Consider the following 16,139-nt stretch of genomic DNA (forward strand, 5'->3'; position numbering starts at 1 on the left):
GTGGTCGAGCAGCCTCGCAGGGGCGTACCGAGACCAAGAGACCCCGAGACCCCGCGCCCCCGCGCTTCCCACACCTCCTCAGAGGTGCAGGCCGCGGGCGGAGATGACGGAGACCATGCGCTCGAGGGCGTAGACGGGGTCGCGGCCGCCCCCCTTGACGTTCGCGTCGGCGTCGGCGACGGTCTCGATCGCGGTGCCCAGGCCGTCGCCGGTCCAGCCCTGGAGGTCGCGGCGCGCTCGGTCGACCTGCCAGGGGGCGAGGCCCAGGCGCGAGGCGATCTGGCCGGAGCCCTCGCGGGAGCCGGCGACCTTCGCCATCGTGCGGAGCTTGCTGGCGAAGGCGGCGACGATCGGGACGGGATCGGCTCCGGAGGCGAGTGCGTGCCGAAGGCCCAGCAGCGCCTCTCCGTGACGGCCGGCGATCGCGGAGTCGGCGACGGTGAACGCGGTCGTCTCGACCCGGCCGCCGTAGTACTTCGCGACGGTCGCCTCGGTGATCTCTCCCGAGGCGTCCGAGATGAGCTGCTGGCAGGCGGACGCGAGCTCGTCGAGGTCGTCCGAGAACGCCGACACCAGAGCGCGGACGGCGCCGGTCGTCGCGGTGCGGCCGGCGGTGCGGAACTCGGCGACGGCGAAGTCGACCTTGTCGCTCTCGCGCTTGAGCTCGGCGCAGACGATCTCGATGCCGCCTCCACTGCCCGAGCGGATGGCGTCGAGGAGCTTCTTGCCGCGGTTGCCGCCGCCGTGCCGCAGCACCACGGTCGCTCCGTCGGCGGGCGCCGCGAGGTACTCGACCGCCTCGATGAGGAACGCGTCGGTGCACTTCTCGACGTTCGAGACGCGGATGAGGCGCGGCTCGTCGAACAGGGACGGGCTCGCGAGCGTCAGCAGCTCGCCGGGCGCGTAGCCGCCGGCGTCGATGTCGCTGACCTCGAGGCTGGGATCCTCTGCTCGGAGGAACTCGCGGAGGAAGCGCAGGGCGCGATCGGCGAGGAACTGCTCGGGGCCGGTGATGAGCACGACGGGAGCGGGCCTCGTCTCGTTCCACGCGAGCTGCGGGATCGCCGCCTTCGAGGGCGCCGCCTTCGCGCGCGAGGGGGCTCTGCCTGCCATGCCGTCGTCCTTCCGTCCTGCGATCGCCGTCGCCCGCCCGTTCGAGCGCCATCCACCCTACGGTCTGCCCGTGCCCGCCCGCGGCCGCCGGGACCACCGCCGCGCCGCTCGCCCACACCGCGATCCCGTCGGGCCGCGACGCCAGGACGACCGTACCCTCGACATCCGACCTCACTGCCTCGACCCCGCGCTCGGCGAGGAGCGAGAGCAGCGACGGAGCGGGATGCCCGTAGTCGTTGTCCGCACCGACCGAGACCAGACCGAGGCGCGCGTCGAGGGCGTCGTACAGCGCGGGACCCTGGTCGGACGATCCGTGGTGGGCGACCTTGACCACGTCCACCCGCTCCGGTGCCAGGCGCGCGAGCCTGCCCTGCTCCTCCGCCCCCAGATCGCCCAGCAGCGCGATCGACAGCGGACCGCCGATCGAGTCCGGTCCGATGTCGACGCGGAGGGTGACGCTCGCGGCGTTGCCGCTCAGCGCGCTCCCCTGCCCAGGCCACAGCACGCGCCAGCGGAGGGACCCGAGTGCCCCCTCCTCGCCCCGTGCCGTCTCGCGCACCTCCGCACCTCCCTCCCGGAGCGCCCACCGGTCGCGCTCGTCCTCGACCTCGGCGGCGGGGCCGACGAGCGCGGCGTCCGCCCGACCGACCACCGCCTCCAGCCCTCCGACGTGGTCGAGGTCGTAGTGGGTGAGCACGAGCAGCGCGACGCGCTCGACGCCGAGGAGGTCGAGACAGGCGTCGAGCCGCTCCGGCAGCGGGCCGGCGTCCACGAGCAGCACGCCCGCGTCTCCCCGGAGCAGGATCGCGTCGCCCTGACCCACGTCGCACATGGCCACGCGCCAGTCCTCGGGCACCGACGCGGAGCGCAGGAGTGGAGTCGCGAGAGTGGAGGCCGCTCCGGCGACGAGCAGAGCGGCCAGACCGGCGGCGATCACTCGTCGTGCCGCCGCCCATCGGCGCGAGCGCGTCAGCAGGAGCAGCGCCAGCACGGTCAGCACGGTCAGCGCGAGCACCCCGACGAGCCCCGGCCACCAGGCGAGCCGCGGTGACGGCCATTCCGACACGGCGCGGGCGATCGACGCGATCCACCAGGTGGGCACCGCGGCCAGGCGGATCGCGACGTCGGCCGCGGACGGCCACCAGGGCGCGAGCAGGCAGCCGACCAGCCCGAGCCCGGTGGCGAGCGGAGCGGCGGGCTCGGCGAGCAGGTTCGCGAGGATCCCGTAGACGGGGACGGACGGGTCGACGAGCAGCACGACGGGCTGGCAGGCGAGCTGTGCGGCCGTCGGCACGGCGAGGACGAGGGCGAGGGGACGCGGCAGGATCTCGGCGAGCCGGCGCATCAGCGGCTCGGCGAGCAGCAGCAGACCGGCCGTGGCGAGGACTGACAGCACGAAGCCGAGCTTCCCCGCGATGCTCGGATCGGCGACCACGAGCACGACGACGCTCAGCAGCAGCGCCGGCACGGCCGCTCCTGATCGCCGACTCAGGCGGGCCAGGAGGACCACGGTCGCCATCGCCGCGGCGCGCACCACACTCGGCTCCGGCGTGACGAGGACCACGAAAGCGGCCAGCGCGGCGAGGGCCGCGAGCGTCCGGAGCAACCGGCTCGCTCCGAGGAGGGAGGCGAGCGTCCAGCCCGCGACGACGACCACGGCGCAGTTCGCTCCGGACACGGCCGTGAGGTGGGTGAGCGACGCGGTCCGCATGTCCTCCTCGAGATCGGCCGGCAGGGCGGTCGTGTCGCCGGTCGCGAGCCCGGGCAGCAGCCCGGCGACGTCTCCGCCGAGCACCGCGGTCCGGGCGAGGAAGCGGGACCGCAGGACCTCGGCGGCACCGGCGACTCCCGCAGGCGGTCGCCTGCCCAGGACCGCCGATGCGGTGACGAGGGTGCGCTCCCCCACGGGATCGTCCCCTCCGCCGTCCGCCCTCACCTCGAGCAGCAGCTCGGAGCCGACGGGGACCCGTCCGCCGGGATCGGCCAGGAACACGCGGACGGGTGCGGCGGTCGCGGCGCCTCGGACCGAGAGCGCGACCGCATCGAACCAGACGCCGCCCGTGGCGAGAGGCCGGGCCGCGGTCTCGACCCCGACCTCCAGCTCGATCCGCGTCCGCTCCTCGGCCGCCCGCACGAGCGGCTCCGGATGCCGTCCCGGAGCCGAGAGGACGACCGCGGTGACCGCCAGGGCGGCTCCGGCGAGCGAGACGGCGACGACCGCGAGGACCGCTCTGCGCGTCCGCACCGCCACGAGCAGTCCGACGACCACGAGGACCCAGGCCGTCGTGACGATCCCGGCGCCGCTGCCGAGGACGACGGAGATCGGGAGCAGTCCGCACGAGGCCGAGGCGGTCCACGTCGCGAGGGCGATCGGCGCGAGCCGGAGGTCGGCCGCCCTCACGGTCCCACCCGGTCGCGGAAGGCCTCGAGGGTCTTCTCGCCGATCCCCGGCACCTCGAGCAGCTGATCGACGGAGCTGAAAGGCCCGTTGGCCTCGCGGTAGGCGACAATCTTCGCCGCCGTCGCGGGCCCCACCTCGGGCAGCTCCTCGAGCTGCGCGGCTGTGGCGGTGCTGAGGCTGACCGGGTCGGAGGCGGCCGCCGCTCCCGGCGCGGCACCCGCCGCCGGAACCGCGCCGACCGCGGGCACCAGCAGCTGCTCCCCGTCGACCACGCGGCGAGCGAGGTTGACGGCGTCCGGATCGGCCGACTCCGTCGCCCCGCCCGCGGCCGCGAGAGCGTCCGCGACGCGCGCACCGTCCGTCAGCAGGTAGAGCCCGGGCGACACGACCTCTCCCGCGACGTGCACGTAGAGCGTCGAGGACGCCGCGGAGGAGGGCGCTGCGGACGGTGCTCCGCTCTGCGCCGCGGCGACCGCCGGCAGCACTCTCGTCCGGCCGCTCGCCTGCGCCCCGGCGAGCAGTACGGCGATCACCGCCGCGGCGAGCACCAGCACGACGGCGGCCCCCGTCCCGATCCGCCAGCGGGCCCGGGGCCGCCGCGGGCGCAGGAGGAGCGCCAGTTCCTCCGTCCCGTCGCTCTGCTGCATCCGAGAACGGTAGGAGCGCAGCGATCGGCCGAGCGGACCGGCAGCACTCATCCGTGGACGACGCAGGGGCCCCTCCGATGTGGAGGAGCCCCTGCGGCCGGACGCGGAGTCGCGCCCTCGAGACGGAGAGCTAGACGGCCTTCGTCACCAGGTTCACCAGGCGCGGCGCTCGCACGATCGCCTTGACGACCTCGCGGCCCTGCAGAGCCCGTGCGACGCCGGCCGTGGCCCGCGCCTTCTCCTCGAGCTCGTCGGACGAGATCTTGGGCGACACCTCGAGGCGGTCGCGCACCTTGCCGTCGACCTGCAGGATCGCGGTGACCTTCTCCTCGACGAGCAGCGTCGCGTCGGCCTTGCGCCAGACGACGTGCGCGACGGGACCCTGGTAGCCCAGCCGGTTCCACATGTCCTCGGCCGTGTACGGCGCGAACAGGTTGAGCGCCATCGCGATGACCTCGGTGGCCTCGCGCACCGCGGCGTCGCCGCCTCCGGCTCCCGAGTCGATCGTCTTGCGGGTCGCGTTGACGAGCTCCATCAGGCGGGCGACGACGACGTTGAACTTGAACGCCTCGATGAGCGACGGCGACTCGGCGAGGAACCGGTGCGTCTGGCGGCGCAGAGCCGCGTCGCCGTTCTTCCACTCGATGTCGGGCTTCGAGGTGACGTCCTTCGCCAGGCGCCAGGCGCGCGCGAGGAACTTCGCACTGCCGGACGGCGAGACGTCGGCCCAGTCGATGTCGTCCTCGGGCGGGCCGGCGAACGCCATGGTCAGGCGCACGGCGTCGACGCCGTACTCGTCGAGCTGCTCCGACAGGCGCACGATGTTGCCCTTGGACTTCGACATCGCGGCGCCGTCCATCTGCACCATGCCCTGGTTGAGCAGCGCCGTGAACGGCTCGGTGAAGGACACGTAGCCGAGGTCGAAGAGCACCTTGGTGATGAACCGCGCATACAGCAGGTGCAGGATCGCGTGGGTCACGCCTCCGACGTACTGGTCGACGGGCGCCCACTTCTCGGCGAGCTTCGGATCGAACGCCTGCGTGTCGTCCTTGGGCGACAGGAAGCGGAGGAAGTACCAGGAGGAGTCGACGAACGTGTCCATCGTGTCCGGGTCGCGGCGCGCGGGGGTGCCGTCGATCGGGTTCGGCACGTTCACCCAGTCCTGCGCCGCACCGAGCGGCGACGAGCCCTTGGGCTGCAGGTCGAGGCCCTCGGTCGGCGGGAGCACCACCGGCAGCTGGTCCTCGGGCACGGGGATCAGCTCGCCGTTCTCGCCGTGGATGATCGGGATGGGCGTGCCCCAGTAGCGCTGGCGCGAGATGAGCCAGTCGCGGAGGCGGTAGTTCTTCGCCGAGCGGCCGCGGCCGCGCTCCTCGAGCAGCTTGATCACGCGCTCGATCGCGGTGCGCTTGGAGAGTCCGTCGAGCGGGCCCGAGTTCATCAGGCGTCCGTCGCCGGTCAACGCCTCGCCGGTGACCGCGGGATCGGCGGAGTAGCGCGCCTCGAGTGCGGCGAGCTCCTCCGGGTCCTCGGGGATCACGGGGATCGCGCCGGTGACGGGCGCGGAGGTGTCGACGACGACGCGCACCGGCAGGTCGAAGGCGCGGGCGAAGTCGAGGTCGCGCTGGTCGTGCGCGGGCACGGCCATGACCGCGCCGTGACCGTAGTCGGACAGCACGTAGTCGGCCGCCCAGATCGGCAGCCGCTCGCCGTTCACCGGGTTGACCGCGTAGCGGCCGAGGAACACGCCGGTCTTGGGGCGGTCGGCGGTGAGACGCTCGATCTCGCTCGACTTCTGCACCTTCTCGAGGTACGACCGGAACGCCTCCCGGAGCTCCGGCTCCGCGCCCTCGACCAGCTCGGTCGCGAGGTCGGAGTCGGGGGCGACGACCATGAAGGTCGCGCCGTAGAGCGTGTCGGGGCGCGTCGTGAAGACGGTGACGCGCTCGTCGCGGCCCTCGATCTCGAACTCGACGTCGGCACCGATGGAGCGGCCGATCCAGTTGCGCTGCATCGCGATGACCTTCGACGGCCAGGAGCCCTCGAGCTGGTTGAGGTCGTCCAGCAGGCGGTCGGCGTAGTCGGTGATCTTGAAGTACCACTGGGTGAGCTTCTTCTTGACCACGACGGCGCCCGAGCGCTCGGACGTGCCGTCGGCGAGGACCTGCTCGTTGGCGAGGACCGTCTGGTCCACCGGGTCCCAGTTGACCCAGCTGTCCTTGCGGTAGGCCAGGCCCTTCTCGTACATCTTCAGGAACAGCCACTGGTTCCACTTGTAGTAGTCCGGGTCGGACGTGTGGATGACGCGGTCCCAGTCGAAGGAGGCGGCGTAGCGCTTCATCGAGCGCTTCTGCTGCTCGATGTTGTCGTAGGTCCAGGTGCGGGGGTTCAGGCCGCGCTTGATGGCCGCGTTCTCGGCGGGCAGGCCGAAGCTGTCCCAGCCGATCGGGTGGAGCACGTTAAAGCCCTGCTGACGCCAGTAGCGCGCGATCACGTCGCCGAGCGCGTACGCCTCGGCGTGGCCCATGTGCAGGTCGCCCGAGGGGTACGGGAACATGTCGAGCACGTACTTGCGGGGGCGCTTGTCGTCGGGGAGGTCCGTCGAGAACGGGCGGGTCTCCTCCCAGATCGGGAGCCACTTCTCTTGAAGCGCGCGGAAGTCGTAGCGGTCCTCGTCGTTCGCGCCGGTGTGCTGGGAGGTCTCGTCTGCCACAGGTGTGTCCTACTTCATCAGGGTGGGGAGGACGCGCACGGCCCCCGGGGGCGGCGTCCGACGAACCACCCTACTGGCCCCTAGCGACCGGGCGACGAATCCTCCGCGACCTCCGGGGGCACTCCGAGCGCGGCGAGCAGCGCGCGCGCCTTCAGCCGCGTCTCCTCGACCTCCTCCTCGGGCACCGAGAGGACCGTGATGCCGCCGCCGGTGCCCAGCCGTGCCCGATCCGGCTCGATCACGAGGCTCCGGATGGTCATCGCCAGATCCAGCGAGCCGTCGGAGCCGATCCTCCCGAACGCGCCGGAGTAGACGCCGCGCGGCCCCCGCTCCCACTCACGCAGCAGCTCGACGGCGCGGCGCTTGGGCGCTCCCGTCATCGAGCCGGCGGGGAAGGTCGCGGCGATCAGCGCGGCGGGTCCCACTCCCTCGGCCGGCAGCGCCGACACCTCGCTGACCAGCTGGTGCACGTGCAGGTAGGTCTCGACCTCGAGGAGGCGGTCCACGCGCACTGTCGCGGGACTCGCGATGCGGGCCAGATCGTTGCGGACGAGGTCGACGATCATGACGTTCTCGGCGCGCTCCTTGACGCTGGAGAGCAGCTCCTCGCGCAGAGCCTCGTCCTCGGCGGCGTCGCGACCGCGGGGGCGGGTGCCCTTGATCGGATGCGTCGCCGCGCGTCCGCCCGCCTCGCGCGTCAGGAAGCGCTCGGGCGAGGCGCTGACGAGGGAGCGCCCGCCGAAGCGGATCAGACCGCCGTGGTGGCTCGGACTCGAGCGGCGCAGCCGCCGGTAGCACTCGACGGCGTCGAAGGAGCCCTCGACGACGACCTCGTTGGTGAGGCAGAGCTGATAGGCGTCGCCGGCGCGGATCGCCGCCTGGCAGAGGCGGATCAGCTCGAGATAGGCATCGCGCCCGTGCCGCCAGCGGACTTCGGCCACGGGCTCGGCGGGAGCGGGATCCGCGAGGGGCTCCTCGGCGAGCGCCGTGAGCACCGCGGCGAGGCGGTCCGCCTCCGTCCGCCGGGGCGGGGAGGACACGATCCGGAGCGACTGCGCGGCGTGGTCGAACTCGAGCACGGGGTCGCCGCGCAGGAGCACGAGGGCCGGAGGCGCGTCGGCGGACGCCTCGTGGACGGGCAGCGCGACGAAGGGCGCGCCCGCCTCGTACGAGAGCCAGCCGTAGCGGCCGAGCGCGCGGTCGCCGCCCGTCGACTCCGCATCGACGCGGGCGAGCGCCTCCGGCACGTCGCCGCCGGCCTCAACGACGATCGCCTCGGACGGCGCGCAGGAGCCCAGGAAGGAGCGGCCCGCGCCGGTCGCGGAGTCGAGCCAGAAGGCGGCCTCGCAGTCGCGGTACAGGGCGAGGAACGCCCGCTCGGGGTCCACCCACGGCAGGACCACCTCGTGCAGGTCCTCGAAGAGCGGGGCGCCGACCACTGGGCTAGCGTAGGCCGTCGTGGACGACGAGCAGGTGCGGGACTGGGACGGGCGGGAGCTCGGCGCCCCGCGCGCGCCGTCGAGCCCCCCTCTCCTCGCCGCCGACTCGTGGCTCGTCTCCGAGGGCCGCGTGCGCGGACTCGACCTGCACCGCGAGCGCTTCCTCGGTGCGGTCTCGGCGGCCCGGGGCCCGGCCGACGCCGGCGCCTTCTTCGACGCGGCCGTCACCGCCCTCCCCCGCACCGGCGACCTCTTCCCCCGCGTCGAGCTCGACTCCGGCGGACTGCGCCTGCGGCTGCGCCCCGCCCCGCCCCGCACCCGCTCGGTCGTCCTCTGGACCAGCCCCGTCGACCCGCGGCGCGTCCCGGAGTGGAAGGGTCCGGACATCGCCCGGCTCGCGCTCCTGCGGGCGAGGGCGATCGCGAACGGCGCCGACGAGGCCGTGATCCTCGACGCCGACGGCGCGATCCTCGACGGCGCGACGAGCGCGGTGCTCTGGTGGCTCGGCGACACCCTCGTCGTCCCTCCGCCCACCAGCCCGCGCGTGCGCAGCGTCACGGCGCGCACGATCTCGGTGCTCGCCGGCGCCCTGGGCGTCGATGTCCTCGAGGCTCCCTCGGAGCCGGAGTCGCTCGACGGCCGGGAGGTGTGGGTGGTCAACGCCCTGCACGGGGCGCGGGTGGCGACCTCCTGGGTCGGCGGACCGGCGCTCGCCGCCGAGCCCGGCCGGCTCGACGCGTGGCGGCGCCGCCTGGACGCGCTCCGACGCCCCCTGCCCTGACGGCGCTCTGCCGATCCTGCAGGATGGAGGGGTGCCTCCCTCTCCTCCGACCCGTGCCGTCGCCCCGGCGGTGCTCCTGCTCCCGGCCCTCTTCGTCGCAGGATGCGCGACCGCTCCCGCCGCGCCCGCGGTCACGAGCACCGCGCAGGCGCTCATGGACTACCCGTACTACGAGCTCGAGGAACTGGTAGCGGACGCCGACCGGATCGTCGAGGGCACCGTCGTCTCGACGTCGGACGTCGTCGCGTACCCGGTCTTCGAGGGGGACGACCCGTACCTGAACCCTCTCTCCGAGGCGTCCGAGGAGGAGCGGGAGGCGGCGAGCAGCGAAGGCGCCCACGCCACCACCGAGGTCGTGCTCGACGTGACCGGCGTGCACAAGGGCGAGAGCCCGGACCGCCTCGTGATCACGCAGTGGGGCGGCGTCCTCGACGGCGTGCTGACCACCAGCGCGCAACAGCCCCTCCTCGTCCCCGGCGAGGACTACCTCCTCTTCCTCGGCGAGGGCGAGCGCCCGGGCACCCTCGGTGGCGGTGCCGGCAGCTACGAAGCGTCCGACGGCGCCTTCCTCGCGATGGCCGACCACGCTCCGGTCGCGTCGCTCGAGCGCGAGGAGCTCGCGATCCTCCTCGCCTCCGACGGCGCCCGTGCGCCTCTCGCGCAGTGGCGGTATGAGCGAGGCCGGTGACTTCCTGCGCGCCGTCCTCGCCTACGAGGGCGACGAGTGGCGCGCTCAGGACGTGCGCGAGCGGCTGGGGAACGACCTGGACTCGACCGGGGCGTCGGTCGGAGCGGTGCGCGGGAGCGTCCGGGACGCGCTGAACAAGTTCCGCGGGCTGGACCACGACGGCGTGACCGCGCTCGCCTCGGAGCTCTGGCAGCCCCCCGTCTTCGAGCACCGGCTCGCCGCGGTGGTGCTGCTGCAGTCCCGCGTCGCTCTGCTGCGCGCCTCCGATCTGACCCGATTGGAGGGCTTCGTGCGCGACGGCCGGGTGGCCGAGCTCGTGGACCCGCTCGCCCGGGACGTGGTGCGACCCCTGCGCGATGCACTCGACGGGCGCGCTCGCGCACGGATGGACGCGGTCCTGGACCGCTGGGCGTCCGAGGGCGGGATGCCCGCACGGGCCGCCGCGCTCGTCACACGCTGACGGCGGTCCCTCCCGAGACGACGACCCGGCGGTCGAAGGAGAGCGACGGATCCACGCGGTGCGCGATCAGGATCACCGTGCGGCCGCCCGCGGCGTCCAGCAGATCGGCGAGCAGCGCGTCGGCGACCGGGGCGTCGACCGAGGCGGTGGGCTCGTCGAGGACGAGCACCGCGAAGTCGGCCAGCAGGGCGCGCGCCAGGGCGAGGCGCTGCGCCTGCCCGCCCGAGACGAGGGAGCCGCGCTCCCCCACGCGGGCGTCCAGCCCGCCGCGGGACGCGGTCCAGCCCGCGAGACCGACCCGGTCGAGCACGGCCTCGAGCTCCTCGACCGACGCGGAGGGTCGCGCGAAGAGCAGGTTCTGCCGGACGGTGTCGTCGAAGAGGTAGGGCTGCTGCTCGACGAGGCCGACCACGCGGCGCACGTCGGCCTGCGGCAGCAGGCGCGCCTCCACTCCCCCGACGAGGTACGAGCCCGAGTGGTCGAGGAAGCGCACGAGCGCGTGGGCGAGCGTGGTCTTGCCGGATCCGCTGCCGCCGGTCACGAGGACCCGCTCGCCCGCGGGCAGATCGAGGGTCACGTTCGCCAGCGCCGGAGCGGAGGCACCCGGCCACGACACCGACACGTCGCGGAGCACGAGATCGGCACCCTGCGGCGCCGGTGCGAGCGGATCGACGTCGGCGTCGGTCGCCAGGGCGGGCGACGCGGCCTCGCGGTCGAGATCGGCGAGACGCTGCGCGCTCGACAGGGCGGTCCGCGCGGACTGCACCGCCGCCGGAGCGACCGCCACGACCTCGAAGACGGCCAGCGGCACCAGCGCGAGCACCCCCAGGGCGGGACCCCCGAGCGACTCCACCGAGGGGATGCCGAGCGCCAGCGACGCCCAGACCGCGCCGCCGGAGCAGAGCGCCAGGATCGCCGCGGCGAGTCCCGTCGACATCGCGCGGCGCCGGGCCGCGCGGGTGAGGGCCGCCTCCGCCTCGGCGACGTCGGCCAGCGCTCCCTCCGCCGCGTCGAAGGCGATCAGGACGTCGAGACGGGTGATCAGCAGGTTCAGCCGCTCCGCGAGCTCTCCGCGCAACGGCGCCAGCTCGCGGTCGGCGCGGGCCGAGACGAGCCCGGAGCCCAGCGCCCCCGCGACGAAGGCCACGAGCAGGAGCGCGAGCAGCACCGCTCCCGCGGCGGGGAGCAGGAGCCAGACGCCCACGACGGCGAGCGTCGACACGGTCAGCGCCACCACCAGCGGCTGCACGATCCGCAGCGGCACGTCCTGCTGAGCGTCGACGTCGGCGACCACGCGCGAGACGAGGTCGCCGCGGCGCACCCGGCCGAGCCCGTCGGGCGCGACCGGGACGAGCCGGTCGTAGACGCCGGCCCGCAGGTCCGCGAGAGCCCGGAAGGCGGCGTCGTGACCGCTCAGCCGCTCGAGGTAGCGGAAGAAGGCCCGGGCGAGGGCGAAGGCGCGGACCCCGACGACCGCCATCGAGAGGAAGAGGATCGGCGGCTGCTCCGCCGCGCGGACGATCAGCCACGCCGAGCAGGCCAGCAGGGCGACGACGGAGGCGGAGGAGAGCAGGCCGAAGGAGAGGCCGGGCAGGAAGCGCCGCGCGGGCGGCATCGCCGCGCGCAGGACGTCGGCGCGCTTCATCGGAGCACCGCCCCGGCCGGAGACAGCGCGAGGACGGCATCGGCGGCGGCGATCGTCGCCGGTCGGTGCGTCGCGACGATCACGATCGCCCCGTCGTCGGCCAGGCTGCGCAGTCCGGCGAGCAGCCGACGCTCCGACTCGTCGTCGAGCGCCGCGGTCGGCTCGTCGAGCGCCAGCACGGCGGCGTCCCGCTCGAGCAGGCGGTGCACGGCGCGCGCGACGGCCACCCTGGCGCTCTGCCCGCCCGAGAGGCCCGTCCCCTCCGCGTCCACGCCGCGCGACGGATCGACGTCCACCGCTGCGAGCCGCAGGGCCCGCTCGAGGCGGTCCGCGTCCACCGACCTCGCACCGAGGGCGGCGTTCGAGGCCACCGTGCCGGGAAGCAGATCGGCGCGCTGCCCCGCCCAGGCCAGCCACTCGCGGCCGGACCGCGTCGAGACCGGCTCCCCGCCGAGGAGGACGGCTCCGGAGGAGGGCACGAAGCCCGCGAGGACGCCGAGCAGGGTGGACTTGCCGGATCCGCTCGCTCCGACCACCGCCGTGATCGTGCCCGGGGCGAAGGTCGCGTCGACGGGAGCGAGGACGCGTCCCGCTCCGTCGTCGACCGCGACCTCCCGCAGCTCGAGGGCGCCGCGTGCTCGGGGAGCAGGGGACGCCGCCGGCAGGAGCGCCGCGCGCTCGATCACCGAGAAGGCCGCGTCGGCGGCCTGCACACCGTCGGCCGCCGCGTGGAACTCGGCGCCGACCTGCCGGACGGGCAGGAACACGTCGGGCGCCAGCACGAGGACGAACAGGCCCACCGCCAGCGCGAGGGACCCGTCGACCAGTCGCAGCCCGATCGAGACCGCGACGAGCGCGACCGACAGCGACCCTGCGAGCTCGAGCACGAACCCGCTCACGAATGTCACGCGCAGCACCTTCATGGTGTGCGCGCGGTACTCCTCGGTCAGAGCGCGGATCCGCGCGCTCTGGCGCTCCGCCCGCCCGAAGATCTTGAGCGTCGCGAGCCCGCCGACCGTGTCGACGAAGCCGGAGGCGAGCGCCTGCAGCCGGTCCCACTGCCGCTTCTGCACGGCCTGCGTCGCCCAGCCGATCAGGATCATGAAGACCGGGATCAGCGGGAGCGTCACGATCAGGAAGAGCGCACTGAGCGGATCGGCGAGCAGGACTACGCCGACGAGGATCGGAGTCGTGACCGCCGTCGCGATCAGCTGCGGCAGGTAGCGGGCGAAGTAGCCGTCGAGCGCGTCGAGCCCGCCGCCCAGCAGCGCGACGTCGCCGCCGGAGCCGCTTCCGGAGCGCCCGGACGGCCCGAGCGCGACGACGGCCTCGAGGACCGCGGCGCGCAGCTGCGCCTTCGCCCCCACTCCGCCCCGGACCGCGGTGACCTCGGTCGCCCAGGCCAGCGCCGAGCGCACCGCCACCACCACGAGCAGCCCGCCCAGCAGCGGACCGAGCGCCGACGCCGATCGGCCGTCGACCGCTCCGGCGACGAGCTGCGCGACCAGCCAGGCGAACGCGATCGCTCCCAGGGTGCGGGCGAGCGCGAGAGCGCCGCCGAGCACGAGGAACGCACGCGCCGCCCGGGCGTAGCGGAGCAGACGGGGGTCGAGGGGCTTCACGTCAGAGGGGGCTTCCGGTCGCGGGCGTCACGTCAGTGGGCGTCCACCGGGATCTGCGTGCGGGTGATGCGCTTGCGGAAGATCCAGTAGGTCCAGGCCTGGTACCCCACGATCAGCGGGACGAACACCAGCGCCGTCCAGCTCATGACCGTCAGCGTATAGGGCGTGCTCGAGGCGTTCTCGATCGTGAGGCTGTTCGCCGCGTCGTTCGACGCGGGCATCACCGCGGGGAACAGCGTCGTGAACAGCGCGAGGACCGCGAGGGCGATCGTGCCGGCGAGGAGGCCGAAGGCGCGGCCCTCCCGACCTCGGAGGTTCGCCACCCAGGCCAGGATCAGTGCCCCGGCAGCGGCGAGCGAGAGCAGCCACGAGGGGCCGGTGCCCGACTGCAGGTTCGTCCAGGCCAGGAACACCGCCGCGACCACGATCGTGAGCAGCCCCGCCTTCGTCGCCAGCCGGCGCGCCCTCTCACGGATCTCCCCGTCCGTCTTGAGCGACACGAAGACCACTCCGTGCGTGAAGAACAGCAGGAGGGTCGTCAGACCGCCCAGGAGCGCATAGGGGTTCAGCAGGTCGAAGACGGTGCCGGTGTAGTTGTGGTCGGCGTCCAGCGGCACGCCCTGCACGATGTTCGCGAAGGCGACGCCCCAGAGGAACGCCGGCAGCGCCGAGCCCACCACGATCATGCGGTCGAACCGGGTCTTCCAGGCCGCCTCCGGGCGCTGGTGGCGGTACTCGAACGAGACGCCGCGCGCGATCAGCGCGAGCAGGATCACCAGCAGCGGCAGGTAGAAGCCGCTGAAGAGCGTCGCGTACCACTCGGGGAACGCCGCGAACATCGCCGCCCCCGCCACGATGACCCAGGTCTCGTTGAGGTCCCACACCGGGCCGATGGTGTTGATGAGGACCCGGCGGTCGGTGTCGTCGCGACCGAGGAACGGGAGCGACATGCCGACGCCGAAGTCGAAGCCGTCGAGGACGAAGTAGCCGATGAAGAACGCGGCGACGATCCAGAACCAGAGGGTGGGCAGATCCATGGTGGTGCCTCCTAGTAGACGGTGCCGACGAGCTGCGGGCGACCGCTCTCCTCGTCGATCTCGGGGGCGTCGTCCGGTCCGGCCTGGGCCGCCCGCTTGATGAGCCGGAACTCGACGACCGCGAGGGTGCCGTAGATCGCGGTGAACGCGAGGAGCGAGATCAGCACCTCGACTCCGCTGACGCCGGGAGAGACGCCGTCGGCGGTCTTCAGCAGGCCGAAGACCAGCCACGGCTGGCGGCCCATCTCGGTGAAGATCCAGCCCACGATCATCGCGAGCAGGGGCAGCGGAGCGGCCCAGATCGCGATCCGCCACATCCACTGCTTCGGCTCGCGGCCCTTGCGGGTGAACCAGAGGCCGGCGGCGGCGACGCCGATCGCGAGGACGCCGAGCGCCATCATCCAGCGGAACGACCAGTAGGTGACCCAGATGATCGGCGTGTAGTCGCCGGGGCCGTAGACCTGCTCGTACTGCGCCTGCAGGTCGTTGATGCCCTCGACCGTGCCGGTGAACGTGTGCGTCGAGAGGAACGACAGAAGGTAGGGGATGCGGATCGAGAACAGCTCGCTCGAGCCGTCGGGCGTGCCCCAGGTGAAGACCGAGAACGAGGCGTCCACGCCGGTCGAGGTGCGGTACAGCGCCTCGGCCGCCGCCATCTTCATCGGCTGGGTGTCCACCATCGCGAGGCCGAGCTGGTCGCCGGTCAGAAGGGTGAGACCGCCGCTGATGATCATCATCCAGGCGCCGAACGTGAGCGCCGGGCGCATGGTCTCGAGGTGCTGGCTGCGCGAGAGGTGGTACGCGGCGACGCTGATGATGACCGCGGCCGAGACCATGAAGCAGGCGAAGACCGTGTGCGGGAACGCCGCGAGCGCCACCTTGTTGGTCAGCAGGGCCCAGATGTCGGTGAGCTCGGCCCGGCCCTTCGCCTCGTTGATCCGGAAGCCGACCGGGTTCTGCATGAAGGCGTTCGCGGCGATGATGAAGTACGCCGAGAGCGTCGTGCCCAGCGAGGTCAGCCAGATGGTGGCGAGGTGCAGCTTCTCGGGGAGCTTGTCCCAGCCGAAGATCCAGAGGCCGATGAAGGTCGCCTCGAGGAAGAAGGCGAGGAGCCCCTCGAACGCGAGCGGCGCGCCGAAGACGTCGCCGACGAATCGGGAGTAGTCGCTCCAGTTCATGCCGAACTGGAACTCCTGGACGATGCCGGTGACGACGCCCATCGCGAAGTTGATCAGGAAGAGCTTCCCGAAGAACTTCGTGAGCTGCAGGTAGTGGATCTTCGAGGTCCGCACCCAGGCGGTCTGGAAGATCGCGACAGTCAGGGCCATCCCGATCGTCAGCGGCACGAAGAGGAAGTGGTAGATCGTCGTCAGACCGAACTGCCACCTCGACAGCAGGAGCGGATCCAGGAGTTCGTTCACGGCCCCGAGCCTAGGTCCGCGTCGGGCCGCCGATGGCTTCCGATCCCAGTACTGGGGCGGATGTGCGCCCCTTCCGACTCCTCCTGCGACACCCTTGCACGGGCCGCTCTCGACCGCCTCCGGAGGGCCGCGCGCAGAAGGTCTGTCGACGTCGAGGGGGAGTGTCTCGACG

The 16,139-nt window shown here is 73.1% G+C and carries 11 protein-coding genes and 1 pseudogene; 3 read left to right on the forward strand and 9 right to left on the reverse strand.

Translation table 11 applies throughout. The features are described from left to right. Positions 1-78: 78 nt before the first annotated feature. From holA to IOC53_RS00695, 5 genes and pseudogenes are all read right to left on the reverse strand, one after another. On the reverse strand, positions 79-1,113 hold the full coding sequence (gene holA, locus IOC53_RS00670; protein WP_207402463.1) for a DNA polymerase III subunit delta: 1,035 nt from the start codon (positions 1,111-1,113) through the stop codon (positions 79-81). Between the two features lie 568 nt (positions 1,114-1,681). Next, a pseudogene (locus tag IOC53_RS19605) lies at positions 1,682-2,824 on the reverse strand (ComEC/Rec2 family competence protein); the annotation flags it as partial. A gap of 686 nt (positions 2,825-3,510) precedes the next feature. Then, complete coding sequence (locus IOC53_RS00685) at positions 3,511-4,161, reverse strand: helix-hairpin-helix domain-containing protein (protein ID WP_207402464.1); 651 nt, start codon at positions 4,159-4,161, stop codon at positions 3,511-3,513. Positions 4,162-4,291: 130 nt separating this feature from the next. Beyond that, on the reverse strand, positions 4,292-6,874 hold the full coding sequence (leuS, locus tag IOC53_RS00690) for a leucine--tRNA ligase (protein ID WP_207402465.1): 2,583 nt from the start codon (positions 6,872-6,874) through the stop codon (positions 4,292-4,294). Between the two features lie 80 nt (positions 6,875-6,954). After that, positions 6,955-8,313: an anthranilate synthase component I family protein gene (locus tag IOC53_RS00695; protein WP_307786005.1), complete on the reverse strand. Its 1,359-nt coding sequence runs from the start codon at positions 8,311-8,313 to the stop codon at positions 6,955-6,957. Between the two features lie 19 nt (positions 8,314-8,332). On the opposite strand from IOC53_RS00695, the gene IOC53_RS00700 reads away from it, so the two are divergent. The 3 genes from IOC53_RS00700 to IOC53_RS00710 are packed head-to-tail and all read left to right on the forward strand — an operon-like array spanning position 8,333 to position 10,242. Beyond that, positions 8,333-9,094: an aminotransferase class IV gene (locus IOC53_RS00700; RefSeq protein ID WP_207402466.1), complete on the forward strand. Its 762-nt coding sequence runs from the start codon at positions 8,333-8,335 to the stop codon at positions 9,092-9,094. Between the two features lie 31 nt (positions 9,095-9,125). Next, positions 9,126-9,782: a hypothetical protein gene (locus tag IOC53_RS00705; protein ID WP_207402467.1), complete on the forward strand. Its 657-nt coding sequence runs from the start codon at positions 9,126-9,128 to the stop codon at positions 9,780-9,782. Continuing rightward, positions 9,766-10,242 carry a DNA alkylation repair protein gene (locus tag IOC53_RS00710; protein WP_207402468.1) on the forward strand — a complete coding sequence of 159 codons (477 nt, stop codon included), beginning with the start codon at positions 9,766-9,768 and terminating at the stop codon, positions 10,240-10,242. Before IOC53_RS00705 ends, IOC53_RS00710 begins: the two co-directional genes overlap by 17 nt. Here the strand turns inward: IOC53_RS00710 and cydC are convergent. From cydC to IOC53_RS00730, 4 genes are read right to left on the reverse strand one after another with little or no spacing between them, the layout of a single operon-like run. Further along, on the reverse strand, positions 10,232-11,887 hold the full coding sequence (gene cydC / locus IOC53_RS00715; protein WP_207402469.1) for a thiol reductant ABC exporter subunit CydC: 1,656 nt from the start codon (positions 11,885-11,887) through the stop codon (positions 10,232-10,234). The two genes, IOC53_RS00710 and cydC, sit on opposite strands and share 11 nt — an antisense overlap. Further along, positions 11,884-13,509, reverse strand: coding sequence for a thiol reductant ABC exporter subunit CydD (cydD, locus tag IOC53_RS00720; protein WP_207402470.1), 1,626 nt, complete (start codon positions 13,507-13,509; stop codon positions 11,884-11,886). Before cydD ends, cydC begins: the two co-directional genes overlap by 4 nt. A 32-nt stretch (positions 13,510-13,541) precedes the next feature. Continuing rightward, positions 13,542-14,546, reverse strand: coding sequence for a cytochrome d ubiquinol oxidase subunit II (gene cydB / locus IOC53_RS00725; protein WP_207402471.1), 1,005 nt, complete (start codon positions 14,544-14,546; stop codon positions 13,542-13,544). Positions 14,547-14,557: 11 nt separating this feature from the next. Beyond that, positions 14,558-15,967, reverse strand: coding sequence for a cytochrome ubiquinol oxidase subunit I (locus IOC53_RS00730; RefSeq protein WP_207402472.1), 1,410 nt, complete (start codon positions 15,965-15,967; stop codon positions 14,558-14,560). Positions 15,968-16,139: the final 172 nt, after the last annotated feature.

Origin of the sequence: Rathayibacter sp. SD072, from assembly GCF_017355185.1 — a bacterium.
In the GTDB taxonomy this organism is placed as follows: Bacteria; Actinomycetota; Actinomycetes; order Actinomycetales; family Microbacteriaceae; genus Rathayibacter.